Origin of the sequence: Cellvibrio sp. BR, from assembly GCF_000263355.1 — a bacterium.
In the GTDB taxonomy this organism is placed as follows: domain Bacteria; phylum Pseudomonadota; class Gammaproteobacteria; order Pseudomonadales; family Cellvibrionaceae; genus Cellvibrio.
In genome coordinates this window covers 1,153,915-1,172,003 of sequence record NZ_JH668200.1, presented here as the reverse complement: position 1 = coordinate 1,172,003, position 18,089 = coordinate 1,153,915, and the positions used below count along the sequence as shown (strand labels likewise).

Annotated in this window: 21 protein-coding genes and 3 pseudogenes; 18 read left to right on the top strand and 6 right to left on the bottom strand. The window is 43.2% G+C overall.

Going from position 1 to position 18,089, the window contains the following annotated elements:
• Nucleotides 1-219 precede the first annotated feature (219 nt).
• The 18 genes and pseudogenes from O59_RS21960 (at nucleotide 220) to O59_RS04830 (ending at nucleotide 10,793) form a co-directional block, all read left to right on the top strand.
• Entirely contained in the window at nucleotides 220-996 is a 777-nt protein-coding gene (locus O59_RS21960; protein WP_007640121.1) for a polymorphic toxin type 46 domain-containing protein, read from the top strand.
• A complete protein-coding gene (locus O59_RS04890) occupies nucleotides 993-1,421 on the top strand; it encodes a hypothetical protein (RefSeq protein ID WP_040391185.1) in 429 nt (142 codons plus the stop codon). The genes O59_RS21960 and O59_RS04890 overlap by 4 nt, the downstream gene beginning before the upstream one ends.
• 118 nt (nucleotides 1,422-1,539) lie before the next feature.
• The gene (locus O59_RS04885) at nucleotides 1,540-2,202 is read left to right on the top strand and encodes a GAD-like domain-containing protein (protein WP_007640117.1); all 663 of its coding nucleotides are present in this window, start codon (nucleotides 1,540-1,542) and stop codon (nucleotides 2,200-2,202) included.
• Nucleotides 2,203-2,233: 31 nt separating this feature from the next.
• On the top strand, nucleotides 2,234-3,019 hold the full coding sequence (locus O59_RS04880; RefSeq protein WP_007640109.1) for a polymorphic toxin type 15 domain-containing protein: 786 nt from the start codon (nucleotides 2,234-2,236) through the stop codon (nucleotides 3,017-3,019).
• Nucleotides 3,020-3,031: 12 nt separating this feature from the next.
• Nucleotides 3,032-3,709, top strand: coding sequence for a GAD-like domain-containing protein (locus O59_RS04875; protein WP_007640108.1), 678 nt, complete (start codon nucleotides 3,032-3,034; stop codon nucleotides 3,707-3,709).
• A 267-nt stretch (nucleotides 3,710-3,976) separates the two neighbouring features.
• On the top strand, nucleotides 3,977-4,249 hold the full coding sequence (locus O59_RS21620; RefSeq protein ID WP_007640107.1) for a hypothetical protein: 273 nt from the start codon (nucleotides 3,977-3,979) through the stop codon (nucleotides 4,247-4,249).
• 12 nt (nucleotides 4,250-4,261) lie between these two features.
• Nucleotides 4,262-4,660 (top strand): annotated as a pseudogene (locus O59_RS21615) (polymorphic toxin type 15 domain-containing protein); the annotation flags it as partial.
• A 10-nt stretch (nucleotides 4,661-4,670) separates the two neighbouring features.
• Nucleotides 4,671-5,333, top strand: coding sequence for a GAD-like domain-containing protein (locus O59_RS04865; RefSeq protein ID WP_007640105.1), 663 nt, complete (start codon nucleotides 4,671-4,673; stop codon nucleotides 5,331-5,333).
• A gap of 31 nt (nucleotides 5,334-5,364) precedes the next feature.
• Complete coding sequence (locus tag O59_RS21300) at nucleotides 5,365-5,667, top strand: hypothetical protein (protein WP_007640103.1); 303 nt, start codon at nucleotides 5,365-5,367, stop codon at nucleotides 5,665-5,667.
• Between the two features lie 264 nt (nucleotides 5,668-5,931).
• A pseudogene (locus O59_RS22280) lies at nucleotides 5,932-6,108 on the top strand (Tox-REase-5 domain-containing protein); the annotation flags it as partial.
• Nucleotides 6,109-6,127: 19 nt separating this feature from the next.
• The gene (locus O59_RS04855; RefSeq protein WP_007640096.1) at nucleotides 6,128-6,865 is read left to right on the top strand and encodes a hypothetical protein; all 738 of its coding nucleotides are present in this window, start codon (nucleotides 6,128-6,130) and stop codon (nucleotides 6,863-6,865) included.
• 208 nt (nucleotides 6,866-7,073) lie between these two features.
• Entirely contained in the window at nucleotides 7,074-7,436 is a 363-nt protein-coding gene (locus O59_RS04850) for a hypothetical protein (protein WP_007640094.1), read from the top strand.
• Between the two features lie 136 nt (nucleotides 7,437-7,572).
• Nucleotides 7,573-8,154 (top strand): PoNe immunity protein domain-containing protein, encoded by a 582-nt coding sequence (locus tag O59_RS04845; RefSeq protein WP_007640092.1) that lies wholly within the window; start codon nucleotides 7,573-7,575, stop codon nucleotides 8,152-8,154.
• A gap of 21 nt (nucleotides 8,155-8,175) precedes the next feature.
• A pseudogene (locus O59_RS22275) lies at nucleotides 8,176-8,328 on the top strand (PoNe immunity protein domain-containing protein); the annotation flags it as partial.
• A gap of 131 nt (nucleotides 8,329-8,459) precedes the next feature.
• Nucleotides 8,460-8,627, top strand: a complete 168-nt coding sequence (locus tag O59_RS21670; protein ID WP_007640089.1) for a hypothetical protein — start codon at nucleotides 8,460-8,462, stop codon at nucleotides 8,625-8,627.
• An 11-nt stretch (nucleotides 8,628-8,638) separates the two neighbouring features.
• Nucleotides 8,639-9,394 (top strand): PoNe immunity protein domain-containing protein, encoded by a 756-nt coding sequence (locus O59_RS22220; protein WP_081489635.1) that lies wholly within the window; start codon nucleotides 8,639-8,641, stop codon nucleotides 9,392-9,394.
• Between the two features lie 30 nt (nucleotides 9,395-9,424).
• Nucleotides 9,425-10,222, top strand: a complete 798-nt coding sequence (locus O59_RS04835; RefSeq protein ID WP_007640086.1) for a PoNe immunity protein domain-containing protein — start codon at nucleotides 9,425-9,427, stop codon at nucleotides 10,220-10,222.
• Nucleotides 10,223-10,331: 109 nt separating this feature from the next.
• Nucleotides 10,332-10,793: a hypothetical protein gene (locus O59_RS04830; RefSeq protein ID WP_007640084.1), complete on the top strand. Its 462-nt coding sequence runs from the start codon at nucleotides 10,332-10,334 to the stop codon at nucleotides 10,791-10,793.
• A 64-nt stretch (nucleotides 10,794-10,857) separates the two neighbouring features.
• Here O59_RS04830 and O59_RS04825 read toward each other — a convergent pair whose 3' ends face one another.
• The 6 genes from O59_RS04825 to O59_RS04800 form a co-directional block, all read right to left on the bottom strand.
• Nucleotides 10,858-11,322, bottom strand: coding sequence for a DUF2721 domain-containing protein (locus O59_RS04825; RefSeq protein ID WP_040391183.1), 465 nt, complete (start codon nucleotides 11,320-11,322; stop codon nucleotides 10,858-10,860).
• Nucleotides 11,323-11,395: 73 nt separating this feature from the next.
• Entirely contained in the window at nucleotides 11,396-12,736 is a 1,341-nt protein-coding gene (locus O59_RS04820) for a PepSY domain-containing protein (protein WP_007640080.1), read from the bottom strand.
• A 103-nt stretch (nucleotides 12,737-12,839) separates the two neighbouring features.
• On the bottom strand, nucleotides 12,840-15,167 hold the full coding sequence (locus tag O59_RS04815; protein ID WP_232283037.1) for a TonB-dependent receptor: 2,328 nt from the start codon (nucleotides 15,165-15,167) through the stop codon (nucleotides 12,840-12,842).
• A gap of 170 nt (nucleotides 15,168-15,337) precedes the next feature.
• Entirely contained in the window at nucleotides 15,338-16,747 is a 1,410-nt protein-coding gene (locus O59_RS04810; RefSeq protein ID WP_007640076.1) for a sodium/proline symporter, read from the bottom strand.
• Nucleotides 16,748-16,762: 15 nt separating this feature from the next.
• Complete coding sequence (locus O59_RS04805; protein WP_007640074.1) at nucleotides 16,763-17,689, bottom strand: CDC27 family protein; 927 nt, start codon at nucleotides 17,687-17,689, stop codon at nucleotides 16,763-16,765.
• Nucleotides 17,686-18,081, bottom strand: coding sequence for an ectoine synthase (locus O59_RS04800; RefSeq protein ID WP_007640072.1), 396 nt, complete (start codon nucleotides 18,079-18,081; stop codon nucleotides 17,686-17,688). The genes O59_RS04805 and O59_RS04800 overlap by 4 nt, the downstream gene beginning before the upstream one ends.
• Between the last annotated feature and the right edge of the window lie 8 nt (nucleotides 18,082-18,089).

Here is an 18,089-nt window from a genome sequence, read left to right as displayed (position 1 = left end):
CTCATCCTTTAATTAAGCCTTTTGCAGAGAGCAAAAGGCTTAATGCATTCTCCCATTAACCTCCCTTTCCCGTAATCTGAATAAATAAAAAGCATCACCCGAATTCTGGGTATAGATGCCAAACATTTATCCTCCGAAGGGCTACAGCGCCTCAAAGAATTATTCGCCGAAGCCTACGAAATCACCGCCTTCATCGCCGACGACAAAGAATCGCTCGACATGCTCACCCAATTTGGTAAAGATTACGCCGGAGCGCAATCCAGCATCGAATGGGCAGAATTCGCCGGTGGTGGCGTATTTGAAATCGTCCTCACCGCATTGCTCCTCATGTTCACCGGCGGCATAGGCAACGTCGCCCAAGGCGCCAGCAAAATCCGCCACGCCGGAAAACTAAAAAGCCTTGGCTCGATATTTAGAAATTTAGGGAAATTATTGAAGCGCAAAAAATTGCGCAGAAAAGTTCGTGTTAATGTTGATACGAAAAAACCGGTTAAGACGGAGTTGCCGGAAAATACACAATTACATTCACCACCGCAGAAGCTAAAAACCAATCCGAAAGATATTCGAGAAGACGCTAAAAGTTGGCCGCCAGACAAAAGAAAAAGATTTGAAACTGCGGATGAATATTACAGAAATGCGGGATATAAAGATTATGATAGCCATTTAATAGGAATAGATTTTGATAAGCCAGTGTCGATAGTCGAGCATCCAGAAGGTGGAAAATTGTATCAATATTCCTACCTTGATCGGACGACTGGAGAACCAAAAGTCGGCTCATACTTTTATGAATCCCCTAATGTCGACGCCTCAAAACTAGGTTTTGATATAAATGGTCGAAAAATGATAGAGGTAACAAACGGAAAGTCAGATACATTTTTGAAAAGTACAGCTGCAAACATTGAAGACTGGAACGGATCCGGAAAAGTATTTCAAGGTGGTGAAACACAATGGTTTAATCCAAATGCATCACCAACAAAAATTAAGGCAATAAAATGAAATCTGAAATAAAATCAATTAAGTCAGCAACTGATAACATTCTTGCGTATGGAGCAGACACCTTTTTAAAAAATAATTCCGAATTTTCGCACTCAAATATCGAAGGTGTTTATCATTACAAATCAAATTCTCCAATTTTTGATAGATTCATAATGTTTGACTTTGGAAAACCAGAAGAATTGAGTTTGGTTGTTCAAGAGAAAAAATTAACACTTAAAGACATAAAACAGTACTTCAACATCATCGATTCGCATTATGATTTTAGAGAGGATTTTTCTAAAGTATACCTGAATAAAAAGACATTCATTATTCTGGCAGGAAAAATCGATATCTCAAGCCACCCAATGAAATCAATAGATGCGAGAGGAAATATAAAGTATGAAAACGAAATTCAGATTTCATCGATAGTTATTGAACTAAGTTAATATTCTTTGAAATAGGGCATATCCGAATTAGATAAAACGGCAGAAGAAGCTATAAAAAATAGTCACGGCGACCACAAAATGAATGTAAAAATGCATCGCTGCCCATAGGAGTATAAATATGGACGAATATTTTAAAGAATTTTTAACCGGAGAAGGCTTTTCTCCAATTGTTGACTCAGTCCCGGTTGATAACGAGACCTTAAGTTATTTTAGTGGAAAGCTACCAGAAAGATTATTGAGGTATTGGAAAGAATATGGATTTTCAGGCTTTGGTGATGGAATTTTCTGGGTTGTTAATCCCAATGACTATCAAGCAATTGTAGATAAATGGCTTGCCCAGACCAAACTATGGGGGCGCGAAAATTTCTATGCTGTAGCCAGAACAGCATTTGGAGAAGTATACATTAGGGGGGATAAGAGCACCTCAACCACAATTATAGATCCTCATCTAAACAATATACTGCCGGGAGACTTTGAGACTCTAACACCTGATAAAGAATCTTTAGAAAAAAGTATCGGAATTTTTTTCGAAATAAAGAGCAAAAAATCGGTCGACTATGCAGACAAGAACGAAAAACCACTCTTCCAACGCTGTCTAAAAAAATATGGGATGCTAGAACATGACGAAATGTATACATTCTCGACAGCATTAGCATTGGGTGGAACAGCAGACATCAACAACATCAAAAAAGTAAAAGTATTAGAGCAGCTCTCTACGCTCTGTGATTTGGACGTTCCAGTTGTACTACCTAGTGCAGGCGAGTTATTTGGATCAAATTAGTAAATAACAACTAAAAAATGCCCACCAAAGAGTGGGCATTTTTTATTCGCATCCACAACAATATGCAAATGCCAGTGTTCTTAACGTAGACACTAAACCCCCATCCTGTGAAGGATTACAACGCCTTAAAGAACTCTTTGTCAAAGCTTACGAAATCACCGCCTTCATCGCCGACGACAAAGAATCGCTCGACATGCTCACCCAATTTGGTAAAGATTACGCCGGAGCGCAATCCAGCATCGAATGGGCAGAATTCGCCGGTGGCGGCGTATTTGAAATCGTCCTCACCGCACTACTCCTCATGTTCACCGGCGGCATAGGCAACGTCGCCCAAGGCGCCAGCAAAATCCGCCACGCCGGAAAACTAAAAAGCCTTGGCTCGATATTTAGAAATTTAGGGAAATTATTGAAGCGCAAAAAATTGCGCAGAAAAGTTCGTGTTAATGTTGATACGAAAAAACCGGTTAAGACAGAGTTGCCAGAGGATAAAAAACCTTCCGTTAAACCAATTAAGAAAATGGATGAACATAAACCAAAATGCTTTAAGCCTGGCGATGCACTCAAAGAAAAGTTTAAAGATGACCCCCAAGCAATGGAAAAGGAATTTTATAAGCAATTAAAAGCGCAGGAAGCTGGATTGAATAAAATGACTGTTGGAGAGTATTTGCAGAACAGGCAAACATTGCAACAACTAACCGATCAATATGGTCATGAAAAAGCAAGGGAAATTCTTACGCAAGGAGGAAAGGCTCAAGAAGCAGCAGCAGAGCTAGGATCTGATGCAAAAATGAATGTAACCCTAGAGAGATGCAAATAACAGGAGAAAACGATGCGCATTACTGAAAATAAAAAATTTGAATGGTTTTTGAAAAAGTTCGGAAGCCCGATACACTCACAAATTGCTACGCAAGAAACAATTGAAAAATATAGAAATAGGTTACCCGATGCACTAATCGATTGCTGGACAGAATATGGGTTTTGTAGCTTTCTAGACGGACTATTCCAAATAGTAAATCCAGAAATCTACAGAGAGACAATTCCAACTTGGCTAAAGGGAACTGGTTTACTTGAAATTGACACTTTTCATGTTTTCGCTCGCTCTGGATTTGGTGAACTTTTTTTATGGGGTGAAAAAACCGGACAACACTTCAACATTGAGATACTAGAAGGATCTATTTTTGATAATGGATCGGATGAAAACTATATTAACAAGGAGGGTTCAAGCGAAGCAATTCTGAATTTCTTTACCGTCTTAAAGCCCTCTTCTTTGGATATAGAGGACATCAACACCGAAGAACCAATATTCCAATACGCTATCGATAGATTGGGGGCCTTAGCAGATGATGAAATGTTTACCTTTGAGCCTGCGCCATTTCTGGGTGGAGAACAGACATTTAAAGCAGTTAACAAAGTAAACTTCTTTATCCAAAATGAAATTTTAGCCAGTATGGGCCAGCGCGAGATTATGGACATTAAATGCCTAGCCAACAAAGCGTTCGGAAAGTAGCTTTTAATATATTTTTTATTAAGCCCTCAACCGAAAAATGAGGGCGTTTTAACTACATCTCCCCTCTTCAAAAATTTAACTAAAAGCCTGTAAGAAGAGCAAGGCTATTGCTCACGTTGTGGCAGCACGAAACGCACATCTAGTGAATTAATCGCCGACACACTCACTAAACCTGGCAAAGATTACGCCGGAGCGCAATCCAGCATCGAATGGGCAGAATTCGCCGGTGGTGGCGTATTTGAAATCGTCCTCACCGCACTGCTCCTCATGTTCACCGGCGGCATAGGCAACGTCGCCCAAGGCGCCAGCAAAATCCGCCACGCCGGAAAACTAAAAAGCCTTGGCTCGATATTTAGAAATTTAGGGAAATTATTGAACCGCAAAAAATTGCGCAGAAAAGTTCGTGTTAATGTTGATACGAAAAAACCGGTTAAGACGGAGTTGCCAGAGGGTAAAAAACCTTCTGTTGTTCCGGCAAAAAAATTAAAAGAAACAGATGTGCCTTGCTTTAAGAAGAATGCAAAAGGCGATCCTTTGTAGTATGCCCGTCAATTAAAGGGGCAACAAAAAGGGCAGAATGATATGACTGCCAAGGAATATTTGGATGGCAGAAAAGCTTATACGGGCAATAGAGCAAGCACCACTGCAGTAAGAGAAAAATATGAAAAAAAGCTAGCCAACGATTATCTAGATACAGGCCTAGCAAAAACAAAAAAAGAAGCTGCAAAAATGGCTTCAGACAAAATGAAAACGCTTAACGCACTTCACAACCCTGATATGATTGCTGCAGGGAAAGATATAACGACGGATTTTGGAGATGCAGGAGTTAACAAATCCATCGGAGCACAATGGAAATCAAGGGTCTCTGATTTGGATAGGGTTGCCGAAGAAGCCATAAAAAATGGACAAAGCGACCATAAAATGAATGTAAAAATGCACCGCTGTCCTTAGGAGACTAGATATGGATGAATATTTTGATGAGTTTCTGAATGGAGAAGGTTTTTCGCCCATCATTGACTCCATTAAAACCGAACAATATTTAATTGACATGTTCGCAGAAAAATTACCAAATAGACTTTTGGGCTATTGGAGAGAGTATGGTTTTTCTGGATTTGGTGAAGGCTTGATGTGGTTGGTTAATCCTACAGACTACGATGATATAATTAAAAAATATTTCGCGAAGACTCTACTTTTCGAGCGGGAAAATTTTTATGTAATAGCACGCACAGCTTTTGGTGAACTATATGTTTTTGGAGATAAAAGCAAAGATCTTACAATTATTAACCCTCATTTAAATAACATTTTACCCGGAACACTTGATAAGTTCTCACAGGATAGGAAAAAAATAGAAAGAAGAATGGGGATATTTTTCATGACTCTCGACAAGAAAATCCTAGACTACAAAGATAAAAGCAACAAAGCACTCTTTCAGCGCTGCCTAAAAAAGTATGGGATGCTAGAGCATGATGAAATGTATACATTCTCACCTGCACTAGCATTGGGTGGCACAGCGGACATCAACAACATCAAAAAAGTAAAAATATTAGAGCAGCTCTCTATGCTCTGTGATTTGGATACTCCAGTTGTACTACCTAGTGCAGGCGAGTTATTTGGATCAAATTAGTAAATAGCAACTAAAAAATACCCACCACAGAGTGGGCATTTTTTATTCGCATCCACAACAATATGCAAATGCCAGTGTTCTTGACGTAGACACTAAACACCCATCCTGTGAAGGATTACAACGCCTTAAAGAACTCTTTGCCAAAGCCTACGAAATCACCGCCTTCATCGCCGACGACAAAGAATCGCTCGACATGCTCACACAATTTGGTAAAGATTACGCCGGAGCGCAATCCAGCATCGAATGGGCAGAATTCGCCGGTGGTGGCGTATTTGAAATCGTCCTCACCGCACTACTCCTCATGTTCACCGGCGGCATAGGCAACGTCGCCTAAGGCGCCAGCAAAATCCGCCACGCCGGAAAACTAAAAAGCCTTGGCTCGATATTTAGAAATTTAGGGAAATTATTGAAGCGCAAAAAATTGCGCAGAAAAGTTCGTGTTAATGTTGATACGAAAAAACCGGTTAAGACGGAGTTGCCAGAGGATAAAAAATTAACACCGAAGAAAAAACCTACCTACCAACACGGGCAAAGTGATGGGGGTCCTGGTACTTGGCAAAAATAAACAACACCACAAAAAGGTTCAGATTATCAGGCCAAAGTTACTGGTGCGCCAAAGGATACGGAATACGTTGTTAAAACAGATCGAATGAAAAGTGGCAAAAAGAAATTTGATGGTTACGACCCTGAAACCAATACGTTAATTGATGCGAAAGATTGGGAGACTGGATCGAAATGGTGTCTACTTTTTGTGGGTAAGACCAAGTTTTCGTAACACCAAAAGGATAAAAAATATGAAAGATATGCTGGAATTGATCACTAGATTCAAATGCTCAATGTTGACTGCAAATGAATACATAAAGCTAAGCGAGATTATTATTTCGCATATACAAAAATTTGACCCTATTTTCGAGATTGTTAATAGTTGGGGTGATTCGGCAAGCTCCTGGACAAAGATCGAAGATGATTTTTCAAATTTTAGTTCAATAGTTTTTCAGCATATCTATGACAAAGAAATTAACTATAAAAATCCAACGGGTTCAAAGGATTTTTTGTTGGATTCCATTTCATGGGCGGGATTTTCTAATTCATACTCTAATACAAAGAAATCTCAAGATGGGAAATACACCATAACAATAAGAGCTGGCGGGGAAGACGGCATCGGTTTTGTCAATGTAAAATTTCCTCTGATCGGTCACGAGAAATTTCACCAGACAGATACAATAAAAAAGTTTATAGAACATCTGCTATCTGTAGTTCCGCTACTTGCTGCATACGTATCTACAGATAGTCTCTTTGATCAAGTTGTTGATTACGAAAAGCCCTATGATATACAAATAGGGTGGTTAAATTATTTTAAAAATATTGACGTCTTAAAAAATATTCCGCATGAAATATCAAAACAAGCAACAAAAGAAGGAGTTTATTTTTGGTTGGATGATGAGGTTTCCGATATTTCATCCGAAAAAATAAAATTAGCAATAAATGTTCGCGACATGTTGGGTGATTTAGGTTATCTTAATATTGAATAAATTTAAAATCGAAGCATATATTATTTTTCCACATTCCCCAGTTTAACAACGAATAAATGCCCATTTTATAGTGGGCATTTTTTGTGCCATTTCTTGCGTTTTAAATAAGCAGAATATTTCGTGGCTTCAGCAAAATCCACCACGCCGGAAAACTACAAAGCCTTGGCTCGATATTTAGAAATCTAGGTAAATTATTGAATCGCAAAAATTGCGCAAGAAAATATCAGGCAGTGTTGATAAAAAAACCAATGTAAATACCGATCTACTACCAGAAAAAACTTCTTCACCAAAAACTGCTCATCAAAAAGCGACCTTCGGCGAAAAAACTGCACGCGATAAGATGGTAAACGATGGATATCAACCTTTAGGCAATACAAATGGAACTTATAAGCCAGGTGAAACAGGTATTGATGGTGCATACAAACATCCAAATCCACCACCAGACTATGTAATTACCGAAGACAAATACAATACTGAAAAATTAGAAAATACTGCAGATAGAAAACAGATGAGTGATGGCTGGATTACGGAAAGTAATCGATTAGAGAAGGCAGGACTATCAACAAATTAGATAGACGCGATTAAACGAGGATTAAGGCGTTGCGACGGCACAGTGGAAAAATTCTTCTGAGAGTTAAACCTGATGGAAGCACTACTGTGAGAACAATACCTTAAGCGGGTAAAGAATTTAAAAAAAGGACAACATCATGTTACGAGATAAATTAAGAGATAAAGATTATTTTGATAATGCGATTCAAAATAGCACTGATTTCATATTAGAAGAGATCGATTATCTAAATAATACAGCCACGCTAAAACCACTTGCAGCAATGAAAACCAATGCAGGATTATGCAATGACTTAATAGAAAAATTAATCTATTGCTACTCTCGCGGTGACACCACAATAGATTCAAAAAAAGACCTTATTGACATATTAAAACATCGAGAAATGGAACTTCATTATGCAAACCTATTACCTAAAGAAGCGGCCAAAAATAGAGTCGAATGGGAACGATTAGGATTTTCAACGTATAAAGGAACATTTACTTGGCTAGCTTTCGCAGTAAGTGCAGGAGCCAGCCAGAATTATTTGAAAAAACTTTTTCACTTCGTTGATAACGTAGGTCTGGATATTCTTTTTGATCGGATTGCAGTAAAGCTAGGCGATACAGATCGCCCTATTGGCACCAAAGTACTTTATGCAAAACCTTACCAGTTGCTACTAGATGCTCTTGAGGCAGAAAAAGAACAACAACCTTTGCTCATGAACAAATTTATGGATTACTAGTACCCCGCATGTGTTAAAAATGGATTCTATGATACACACAACATCACCAATAACTTTGGCTATGCGGGCTACTGGTGCTTTGAAGCCGCGTTGGTAACATTAGTATTCAAACTAGATGATAGCGGCTACCGAAACCATAAATATTATCCCGCTGCATTAGTGCATGGTGATTAATTAACTTTAATCGTTTACGAGCGACAAGAATTGATGGAGTTTATAAAAAAACTAGTCCACCACTAGACTACATTATTACGGAAGCAAAATATGGTACGGCGAAGTTAGGGAAAACTGCCGATGGTATACAGATGAGTGATTCATGGGTTACTGGCAGTGATAGATTGGAAAAAGCTGGTTTAACCCAAAAAGATATTAAAGCGATCCGTGAAGGTTTGGAATTTGGTGATGGCACCGTTGAAAAGCGATTAATTCGTGTAAAACCATACGGAAGTGTCGCATCAAAAATAATTAAATAGTGAGGTATAAAATGTTACGTGATTCTCTAAGAGATAAAAGCTATTTCGATGAGGCTATTGCAGACATAGATGATAGTATCGCACGCTATCAAAAGCGATTAGAGCAACCAGAAAAATTAGTGCCATACGGTAGAATGGGCGGCTCAGCAGGGCTTTGTCGGCTCATTCTTAATCGGATGAAATATTGCTACTCAAGAGGTGATACTCTTAAAAATTTACAGCACAATTTGGTGGATTTATTGAAATATCGAGAAATGCAAAATAAATTTGCTGACGAATTGCCACCAGAAGATGCAGATCGAAGAGTCGAGTGGGAGCGTTTAGATTTTTCAACATATAAAGAAACATTTTCTTGGATTTCCTTTGCTTTAGCAGCCGACGCATCAACAGATTATTTTGCTAAACTTTTTAAGCTGGTTGACAACCAAGATTTGGATACAATTTTTGATCGGATTGCAGTAAAGCTAGGCGATACAGATCGTCCTATTGGCACCAAAGTACTTTATGCAAAACCTTACCAGTTGCTACTAGATGCTCTTGAGGCAGAAAAAGAACAACAACCTATGCTCATGAACAAATTTATGGATGCCTGGTACCCCGCGTGTGTTAAAAATGGATTCTATGATACACACAATATCACCAATAACTTTGGCTATGCAGGCTACTGGTGCTTTGAAGCCGCGTTGGTAACATTAGTATTCAAACTAGATGATAGCGGCTACCGAAACCATAAATATTATCCCGCTGCATTAGTGCATGATGATTAATCAACTTTAATCGTTTACGAGCGACAAGAAATGCCACGAGATACACGAAAAAGTGCAGACTACTTTAAGAATCTTTTACCGCAATACATCGAGGGAATAGAAAATTTAACCCTTGCGCTGGAAGACGGCTCTATGCCACTTCCTGACGAACAAACCAAAGTAGCGAACGACTTGTTTGAGTTGCAATTAATGTACTCCATCGCCAGCTATTCAAGTGGCGAACCGCTTGATGCACTAAAACCAAAAGTGGGAAAAATTCTTGAATCAAGAAAAATATTTCTCGTAAAGGCCAGCACGTTGCCCCAAAGGCAACAAATTTATCGTCAACAATTTGAACGGATTACCGGTGACGATGAAATTGATGGAATACACCCAATTAGCCTTTACATTAATAGCCTGTGGTGGCTATCCCTTGCTGTAGCCACAAAACAACCCAAAGAACACTGCTTGGAAATCCTCGCCTGCATAGGCAACAGAGGTGAAGATGCACTTCTGGACAAAATTGCGATTACACTAGGGGATGAAAACACAGCACAAGCAAGCTCCTTATGTTTTCCACACCTGTATCGACCATTACTAAAGGTTTTTGAAGAAGCACCTGGCAAACGGATAGAATTATTGAAAACCTTTCTGGATGATTGGTATTCAAGCTGTTGGCAGTCAGCGTGGTACAACAATCACAGCAAGAAAAATGAAGAAGAGGGAAACTGGGATTTCTATTTCGGCTACTGGAGCTTGGAAGCCGTATTGATAGTGAATCTATTAAATATAGACGACTCCGAGATTAAAAAACATTGGCACTACCCAGCGGATCTATCGCTCTCATAATATTCATTGCATACATCAAAAAAACTATTTTAAATTTTTAGTGAAATACGTAAGAATTAAAAATTCAAAAAATATATTTACATCCCCCCAAAACTAGTTAGCAGGAAAAATGGCTTTTACAAGAAAACAAGCAGAAGAAACCTTCGAAAATTTTTTAATGATAATGGATGATCAATTAGAAAATTTGAAAGGCACCGCCGAAAAAAATCAAATACCACTTGATTATTCATTAAGGGACCTCGAAAACCTTGAGAAATTATTTGACATAGTTTCTAAAGATTTACCCAAAGATGAACTATCTAAAATGGTGGTTTTTTTTGCTAGATATTTAGGCGAGCTGATGATAAATAGAAATGGAGGGAAATGGACAATTCCTTTAGATAATGAAAAAAATATAAATTTCAATACTCCTGTTATAACAGGACACTCACCGATTGACGGGCTAGAGTTTGCCCCCATTTCTACGATGAGAGCCTATGCATTAAGACGAAAGAAGGGTACGTTGAGACGCTCCTATGATGCAAACGTGAATCCGATTGCTGTAGACATAGATCACCTGATCGAAGAATAGTGAAAATTGGGAATGAAGATCGATTTGGTAGATTTTTTATCCCTCCACTACAAAGCGAGCATTTTTAGTTGGCACGCGCCACTATTTGAATCCGTACCGTGCGCGTTGCCAAATGTACCTCACGCAAAAAATATCCAAGCCCAACAATTAAGGTTAGCGTTGATGCAGTAAATAACGCGCTAATCACCCATTTGAATTCCACCTGCAACAATACCTGCAAAAAAATAAATGCCACCACCATACACACCAGCAACGCAGAACAAGTGCAAGCCGTGATTGCCGAACTGGCATAGTGGCGGCGGCGTTCAAGGCGATTTAATTCTTTAAACAGGACATCCGAATCGCGCAAATGCGCAGGAAGTTCTTCCTCCGTAAGGCTGCGCCCACGATCAATGATCCGCGCAAGGCGACTGGCCATTACATTCAGCAAACCGGCAATACCGGTGAGCAAAAACACGGGCGCCAGCGCAAGCTGAATGGCGTGGGCGACATCGCCGAAACTCATTACCAGTTCTGGGGAGGAGGTCATTTTTTGGACTCACATGATTCATTGCGTCACAGAGTATGATAAGGACAAGACAAACTAGTCAATCAGAAAAACATTACCACCCCAAACCCAACCACTGGTTGACACCTTTTAACCTGCGCAGTACAAAAAATTCAATTACCAAAATTGCAACCAACGAAATCGCCAATAACGGCAGAAAAATTGCCAGACCAAGGGTGATTGCCACTACTGTAAAACCAACACGGGCGGGCATCGGTGGTGGTGCGCCCAATGCTGATTCGGGTTTGCGTTTGCGCCATAAAATAAAACCGCTAACGCTGATGAGTATTAAGCCTGCGCAGGTGAGTACACCTAACACTAAATTAAACCGGCCAAATAAATAACCTTCATGTGCGGCTACGCCTATACCGATGGCGCGATCCAGTAGTTTTTTCTGTGCAAAATCGCTGCGCTTTTCAATGCTGCCATCGCCATTGATCCATACATCCGCACGCTGGGGACGATTAGACGTCTGCGAGGAGGCTTTCCAGCTTTGCGCCATCAACTCATGATGATTATGTTCGTTGTGATCTTTGTGATGTGAAGCCTGAGAAGAGGCAGCCACGCTTAATTCCACGGGCGGTGCGAGCTGTAATTGTTGCGCAGTAGTGATCACAGCGGGGGTTAAATTAAAAACATCGCTCGCTTGTGCGCGCCAATGCTGGTGTTCTTGCGCGCGGCTTTGGCTCCAATCCTGTTGTGCAGAGAAATCAATTGCGCGTACTTCTTTTAATGCGCTACCCCAAACTAATGCCCAGGGTAAACCGGTGATTAATAAAAATAATGCCATTGCAGAAATCCAGATGCCGGTCACCGCGTGAATATCACGCCAGAATGTTCTGCTGCCTTCGCGCAGGCGCGGATAAATAATGCCTGCCATGCCGCGTGTATTGCGCGGCCACCATAAATACAAACCGGTGACGATTAATACAATTGCCCAACAGGCCGCCAGCTCTACCAATATTGAACCGACATTACCGAGCAACAATTCGCCGTGAATGGTTTTGACGATATTCATTAACTGATCGTCAGTCCGTTCTTTTGCAAGCACAGCACCGGTGTAGGGATTTACAAATACCATCCAGTTGGTATCCGCCTGCACTTTAATTAGCACGGCTTCATCGGAGGATTGCGACAGGCGATAACTTAATAATTTTCCGTTTTCGACCGCTGCCAGCGCCGTAGTGATTTGGTCGTTAGGTGCGAGTGCCTCGCCCGTTACTTGCAGGCCACGATAATCACGCTCTTGCCAGTGCTCGTAATAGGGTTTGAATAAATAAATCGCGCCGGTGAGCGATAATAAAATCACAAACGGAATAGCAAAAATGCCGGCATAAAAATGCCAGCGCCAAATGGTGCGATAGAGGGCTTTAGAATTACTGGTATTGCCTGCCATTTTTGCTCTCTCATTTATTCACGAAGATGGTCATGTTGGGTTACGCTGCTCGTTGCACTCGCATCTAACCCAACCTACGGTCACTTCGTTATTTTTTATGTTCTTACATGTCGTACGAAAGACTTAAATAAAGTGTGCGCCCTGGCCATGGGTGTGCCACATAACTTTGTTCATCGGTGAGGTTATCCACACCGAAACCGACTTCAATTTGCTCGCTGAAATCATATGTGGTTTTTACGCCCACACGGGTATAGCCATCTTGTGCGCCCATCACGCCTTCGGCGATGTCGTCGTTTTGCAGGCGACCAAAACTTTTATCGGCATATTGCACATTACCACTGAGATCCCATTTGTCATTCACGTGATAAGTGAGCAATAAGTTGCTGCGCCAGCGCGGCATACGTGGGTAGTCATTGCCTTCAATGCTGGTGGTTGGGTTGGGGCCTTCGGCGGTGCTGTTATCTTCAATCACTGATTTGGTATAGGTGACATTAAACCGCGCATCCAACTCGGGCACCAACAGGCCAGAATAATTAAGGATCAATTCCGCACCATCGGTTTGCACTTCATCGACGGCAGAAAAAGTGGTTACCAGCGTGGAGAAGTTGCTTTGCGATTCAATCGCGTCCTCTATGGTTTCGCTAAATAAATTAATACGCACGTAGCCACCATCAAATTGTTTTTCCAACATTACATTGTGATGCACACCATTTTCCGGTTTTAAATCCGGGCGCGGCACAGTGGAACCGGAATAGGATTGGCTTTGGGAAAATAGTTCCTCCACAATCGGAAAGCGATAGGCGCGCGCGGCGGAATAACGCAGCAGCCATTCATCGGCAGGCACGAAGCCGAGTGAAAATTTTGGCGAGAATTGATTATGTTTTGCATCTTCCACATCGACTAATTCAAAAGCGGAGCTGATGGGATTGTTGCGGCTGAAATAACCGTTTTTACTTTGCCATTGTTCGTAACGGCCACCCAAGGCCAAATCCCAACGCGCGCTAATATCCCAATTTAATTGCACAAACGCAGCATCAATACTGGTCTCACCACCGCTGCGGCTGGTGTAACCGGCCTTGTCGCCCTGCAGCCAATTGTTGGAATTGTATTGATCAAGATTGAGGCGATAACTTTCGTGGCGCACACCGCCCAGCCATTGCATGCCTTCCAATCCCACATCATCCAGCACCAATTTCACATCGAGTGTCTGCCAACCGGTATCGTCATAATCCGCCGTTAAGCCGGTGTTATTAAAGAGAGGATCTTGCGGGTTGCGACTGGAACTTAGGTTGTTATCTTTGAGAATACGAAAATCACTGAGGTTGGTTTCCACGCGCAATTGATCATTCAATTTTCCTTTTACGCGCAGGCCGGTCGATAAACTTTTGCGTTCCAACTCACTATTACCCAAGCGACCGGCGGCGATATTCATGCCGATACCGTCCTGCACAAAATTTCCCGCCCAGGCTGTGCTGCCATCGGCATTGCGCAAATAGCTGTTGGCGGCCTCGCGCAAGGTAGTGCGATCCTCATAGGCAAGGTTGAGCAATGCTGACCAGTCGTCGCTAAAGTCGTAACCTAATTTGATTTTAAAATTATCAGTTCGCGCTTGTTCAACGCCGGTATCGCCGTAGTAGTAAGCGGGCTTACCATAGACATCGCGCTGCACAATGGCGCCGGTGACCGTTGTGGCGCCGCTAGCGGGTGTTGCGCGATAGTCATAATAAAACGACTGGGGTTGGCTGTCGTTTTCGAGATGGTTGTAAGAAAAATAAATGCTCAAGTCGCCAATTTTGTCGCCGTAGGAAAAAAAAGTTTTGGTGCCGGTTAAGCGATCCGAAAAACCGTAGGCGGAGAAATCTTGCGAGAAATAATCCAGATCCACATGCACTTTGCGTGTTTGTGGCAAGGCGGTTTCAATCAGCACTACACCGCCCATGGAGTTACCGCTGTATTCGGCAGAAAAAGGCCCGTAGAGAATTTCCACCTGCGCAATTTCACTCGCACTCACCATGGTCCAGCGCGGCGCACCGCTCCAACGGGTTTGCAGCAAATAATGCAGCGGCACGCCGTCGGCAAATACCATGGAGCGCGGCGTTGCAAACATATTGGAACCGCGCAGGCCAAGGGTGCCGTTGGAATCGCCAATATAGCGTTTGCGAATTACCAGGCTGGGTTCGTATTTGACCAGATCTTCAGTAGTAGTCGCATTGATGCTGACCATATCTTCCTGCGTCAGCACACTGGTGGGATTGGTATAACCGGCGCGGCTCGCATCGCGTGCGTCACCCCAGACTTTTACCTCTTCAACCTGCTGCGGATTTTTAGTGCGCTTTTTTTTCAACACCTGTTCATGTGCCTGCGCAACGCTGGTCATACCCATACTCAGCACACCAGCACCCGCCAGCACAACCGCCAACAACCGTCTCACTAGTCCCACCCGCCCTACTTTTTAATGGATTTTCCTGAGGAGCAGAGTAGGCAGTTTGCGGCGCGACGAACAGTGACAAATTGTCGCAGGGGCGAGACCAGGGAGGCGGGTAAAATAGGATTTTCGTCATACCTGCGAACGCAGGTATCCATAAAGATCAATAGCGAAGATCAGCGGCGCTTAATGAGGGATACCAGGCCATAAACCAACAGTGAAACCAGCAGCGCCGGTAAACCCAAATATAAATCGCCGCCGATACCACACCAATGCAAAAGAAGTACCGTGCCGCAGCCAAGACCCATCAGCCATAGCGCCATAGTTTGCGACAAGGTTTTACCAAGACAGAGCAATAAAATAAGCGGCACAAATGCTGCCGAGAGCATCGCCCAGGACAACACTACTAACGCAAAAACCGATTGTTGATTCAGCAGCGCCCACGCTAGTGCAGCACAGGTTGCTAATAGTGTGGCGATTTTTATACCGATGATGTTGGTGCTACTGCGCGCCGCAAACAGACGCGGCGCCAAGTCTTGCGAGATAAATGAAGAACAACTCAGCAGCAATGAATCCGCCGTAGAAATTGTGGCCGCAAATATTCCCGCGAGCACCAAGCCGACCAGCAGTGGTGGCAATAATTCCACCGCCATTTGCGGCAGCGCCAACTCGGCATCAAAGTTTGCCGACTCAGGTAAATAAATTCGCGCGAGCATCCCCACGGCGGTCGCCATGCAATAAAACACTACAAACCAGGCGTAATACCACAGGCGGGTTTGCACAAAATTCTGCGCGGCATTGAGCGTAATAAAACGCACCATAATGTGCGGTTGGGCGATAACCGAAAAACCGGCAAGCAGCCAGCCAATAAAAAATATACCCACTCCTGCCGCGCCGGGTAATACCACCGATGCAGGCGCGAACGAAAGAAAACCGGGAATATCATTCATGGCGGCAACGCTGGCCGATACGCCACCCAGCGCTTGCACGGCGGTAAATAACATTAACCCCATGGCAACAATCATCACGATTGATTGCGCTGCATCGGTCCAGATAGACGCGCGAATACCACCAACAATGCAATAAAGCATCACCAAACACGCGCCGATTACTGCCCCCAACCACGCGGGCCAATTGAGCAATACCTGCAACGCTTTACTACCCGCGACCAGTTGCGCACCGGCATAGGACAATAAAAACACCAACGCAATCAGTGCCGCAATTACCCGAAAACCGCGCCCCGAAAAACCGGCCCAGCGCGTGAGCGCACCGATATAGCTGGTTTCGCCGTTATTAAAAGCCTGCGCGCGCAAGCGCTGATGAACCCAGAGCGACGCGAGAAAATCCCCGAGAATCCAACCGATCATTAATAAACTGGCCGACAAACCAACGGCGTAGGTATAACCAATCACCCCGATAAACATATAGCCGCTGTTATTCGTGGCCACCGCCGACAAACCAACCAACCAGGGCGGCACACTGTGACTGGCGAGATAATAATCCTGCGCATTATTTTTACGCACGCGCGCCGAGGCCAAACCAATAACCAGAAAAAGTGCAAGGCAAACAATAAAACTGATCAGCATAACAAGGCCCGGATTTTAGACGGTGCTATGGGCATCAAGCAGCAACTGCTCAAACGCGGGCAAATGGTGGAGTGGTTCTAACGCGGGGTCTTTGGCGAAATCATCCAAACGCGCATCGCCATTGACGAGCGCTTTGGTTAAGAAATTAATTGCATCGTCAAAATGGGAAAGCGCCGCATGAGCGCAGGCCAACTGATAAAACGCATGCGCATTGGAAGCATCAAGCTGCAGCGCGTTTTGACACAAATTAATCGCCCACTGGGGCTCATTGGATTCCAGTGCAGCATCGGCTTTGTACGTGAGCGCTTCACAATCCCGTGGGTTGAGCGCCAGGATTTGATCATAAACCGCAATTTTATTGGCGGGCGCCGACTCTTGTGCAGCGCGCAACCAGAGCGCGTGAATTTCTTTGGTGCGCTCAATGGCTTCGCGGTTTTCATCAATGTAGGTGGATTTTTCCCGCAGCTGCTGTTCAATTTCACGCAGCCGGTCTTCATAAGCACCAATTAATTTGCGCAGTTCTTTATCGGCAAGAGTGCCCATTTTTTCTTTCATTTCGCGGATGGATGTCCAACCCACAATCACCAACACCGAACTTACCGCAGCGATAATGTAGAAAAAATTGGACACAGTATTGGTGGCGTAACTCACACTGCGATCGACCGCTTCAATTTGGCGATCAGTAATTTGCTGGATAAATTCCACGCGCTGCGCGGCCATGTCGGTGCGCAGGGATTTTAATTCATCCAAAATATAACGCTCGGTAAACGCACTGTAGAGCGGTGCGTCCAGCTGCTCTACAGTTTGTTGTGCCTGCTCTGCCGCTGCGCTGGCCTTTTTTTCCAGTAAACTTTGCGCCTGAATACCCGCCGCAAATAACAGCGGCAGGAGCACAATTAGCAGCAGAATAAAGGCGCGCTTAAACGCGGAGTCTTGCTTCATACAATCACTTCCGCCGCTAGCGCATAGGCACCTTCGGCATTGTGCACTTCGCGCCCCATCAGCGGCGGGTTAAACACACAGGCTAATTCCATTTCTTCAAACGCACGCAGAATATGTTTGTCGTGTTTATCCAAAATATAAATAGTGCCCGGCTCTATAGTGTGAATGGCGCCGCTGGCGACATCTTTAATCTCACCAAAGCCACTGATGCAATACACCGACTCAATATGGTTTTGATAGTGCATGGGTAGCACCGCATCTTTAAAAATACGGGTGATATGGAATGAAAAACCGGCGCCATCACTTTTTAACAACAGACGGTTACTCTCCCACCCTTCTGCATTAATGGTGCGCCCTTGCAGTTTTGCCTCGGATAATTTTCTAACAATCATAGATACCT

Coding starts and splice junctions, on each gene's coding strand:
- O59_RS04820 (WP_007640080.1), bottom strand. CDS start 12,736: ATGGCAGGCAATACCAGTAATTCTAAAGCCCTCTATCGCACCATTTGG.
- O59_RS21670 (WP_007640089.1), top strand. CDS start 8,460: ATGAGTGATTCATGGGTTACTGGCAGTGATAGATTGGAAAAAGCTGGT.
- O59_RS04810 (WP_007640076.1), bottom strand. CDS start 16,747: ATGCTGATCAGTTTTATTGTTTGCCTTGCACTTTTTCTGGTTATTGGT.
- O59_RS04825 (WP_040391183.1), bottom strand. CDS start 11,322: ATGACCTCCTCCCCAGAACTGGTAATGAGTTTCGGCGATGTCGCCCAC.
- O59_RS04875 (WP_007640108.1), top strand. CDS start 3,032: ATGCGCATTACTGAAAATAAAAAATTTGAATGGTTTTTGAAAAAGTTC.
- O59_RS21960 (WP_007640121.1), top strand. CDS start 220: ATGCTCACCCAATTTGGTAAAGATTACGCCGGAGCGCAATCCAGCATC.
- O59_RS21620 (WP_007640107.1), top strand. CDS start 3,977: ATGTTCACCGGCGGCATAGGCAACGTCGCCCAAGGCGCCAGCAAAATC.
- O59_RS04830 (WP_007640084.1), top strand. CDS start 10,332: ATGGCTTTTACAAGAAAACAAGCAGAAGAAACCTTCGAAAATTTTTTA.
- O59_RS04865 (WP_007640105.1), top strand. CDS start 4,671: ATGGATGAATATTTTGATGAGTTTCTGAATGGAGAAGGTTTTTCGCCC.
- O59_RS04845 (WP_007640092.1), top strand. CDS start 7,573: ATGTTACGAGATAAATTAAGAGATAAAGATTATTTTGATAATGCGATT.
- O59_RS04835 (WP_007640086.1), top strand. CDS start 9,425: ATGCCACGAGATACACGAAAAAGTGCAGACTACTTTAAGAATCTTTTA.
- O59_RS04890 (WP_040391185.1), top strand. CDS start 993: ATGAAATCTGAAATAAAATCAATTAAGTCAGCAACTGATAACATTCTT.
- O59_RS04800 (WP_007640072.1), bottom strand. CDS start 18,081: ATGATTGTTAGAAAATTATCCGAGGCAAAACTGCAAGGGCGCACCATT.
- O59_RS04855 (WP_007640096.1), top strand. CDS start 6,128: ATGAAAGATATGCTGGAATTGATCACTAGATTCAAATGCTCAATGTTG.
- O59_RS04805 (WP_007640074.1), bottom strand. CDS start 17,689: ATGAAGCAAGACTCCGCGTTTAAGCGCGCCTTTATTCTGCTGCTAATT.
- O59_RS22220 (WP_081489635.1), top strand. CDS start 8,639: ATGTTACGTGATTCTCTAAGAGATAAAAGCTATTTCGATGAGGCTATT.
- O59_RS04885 (WP_007640117.1), top strand. CDS start 1,540: ATGGACGAATATTTTAAAGAATTTTTAACCGGAGAAGGCTTTTCTCCA.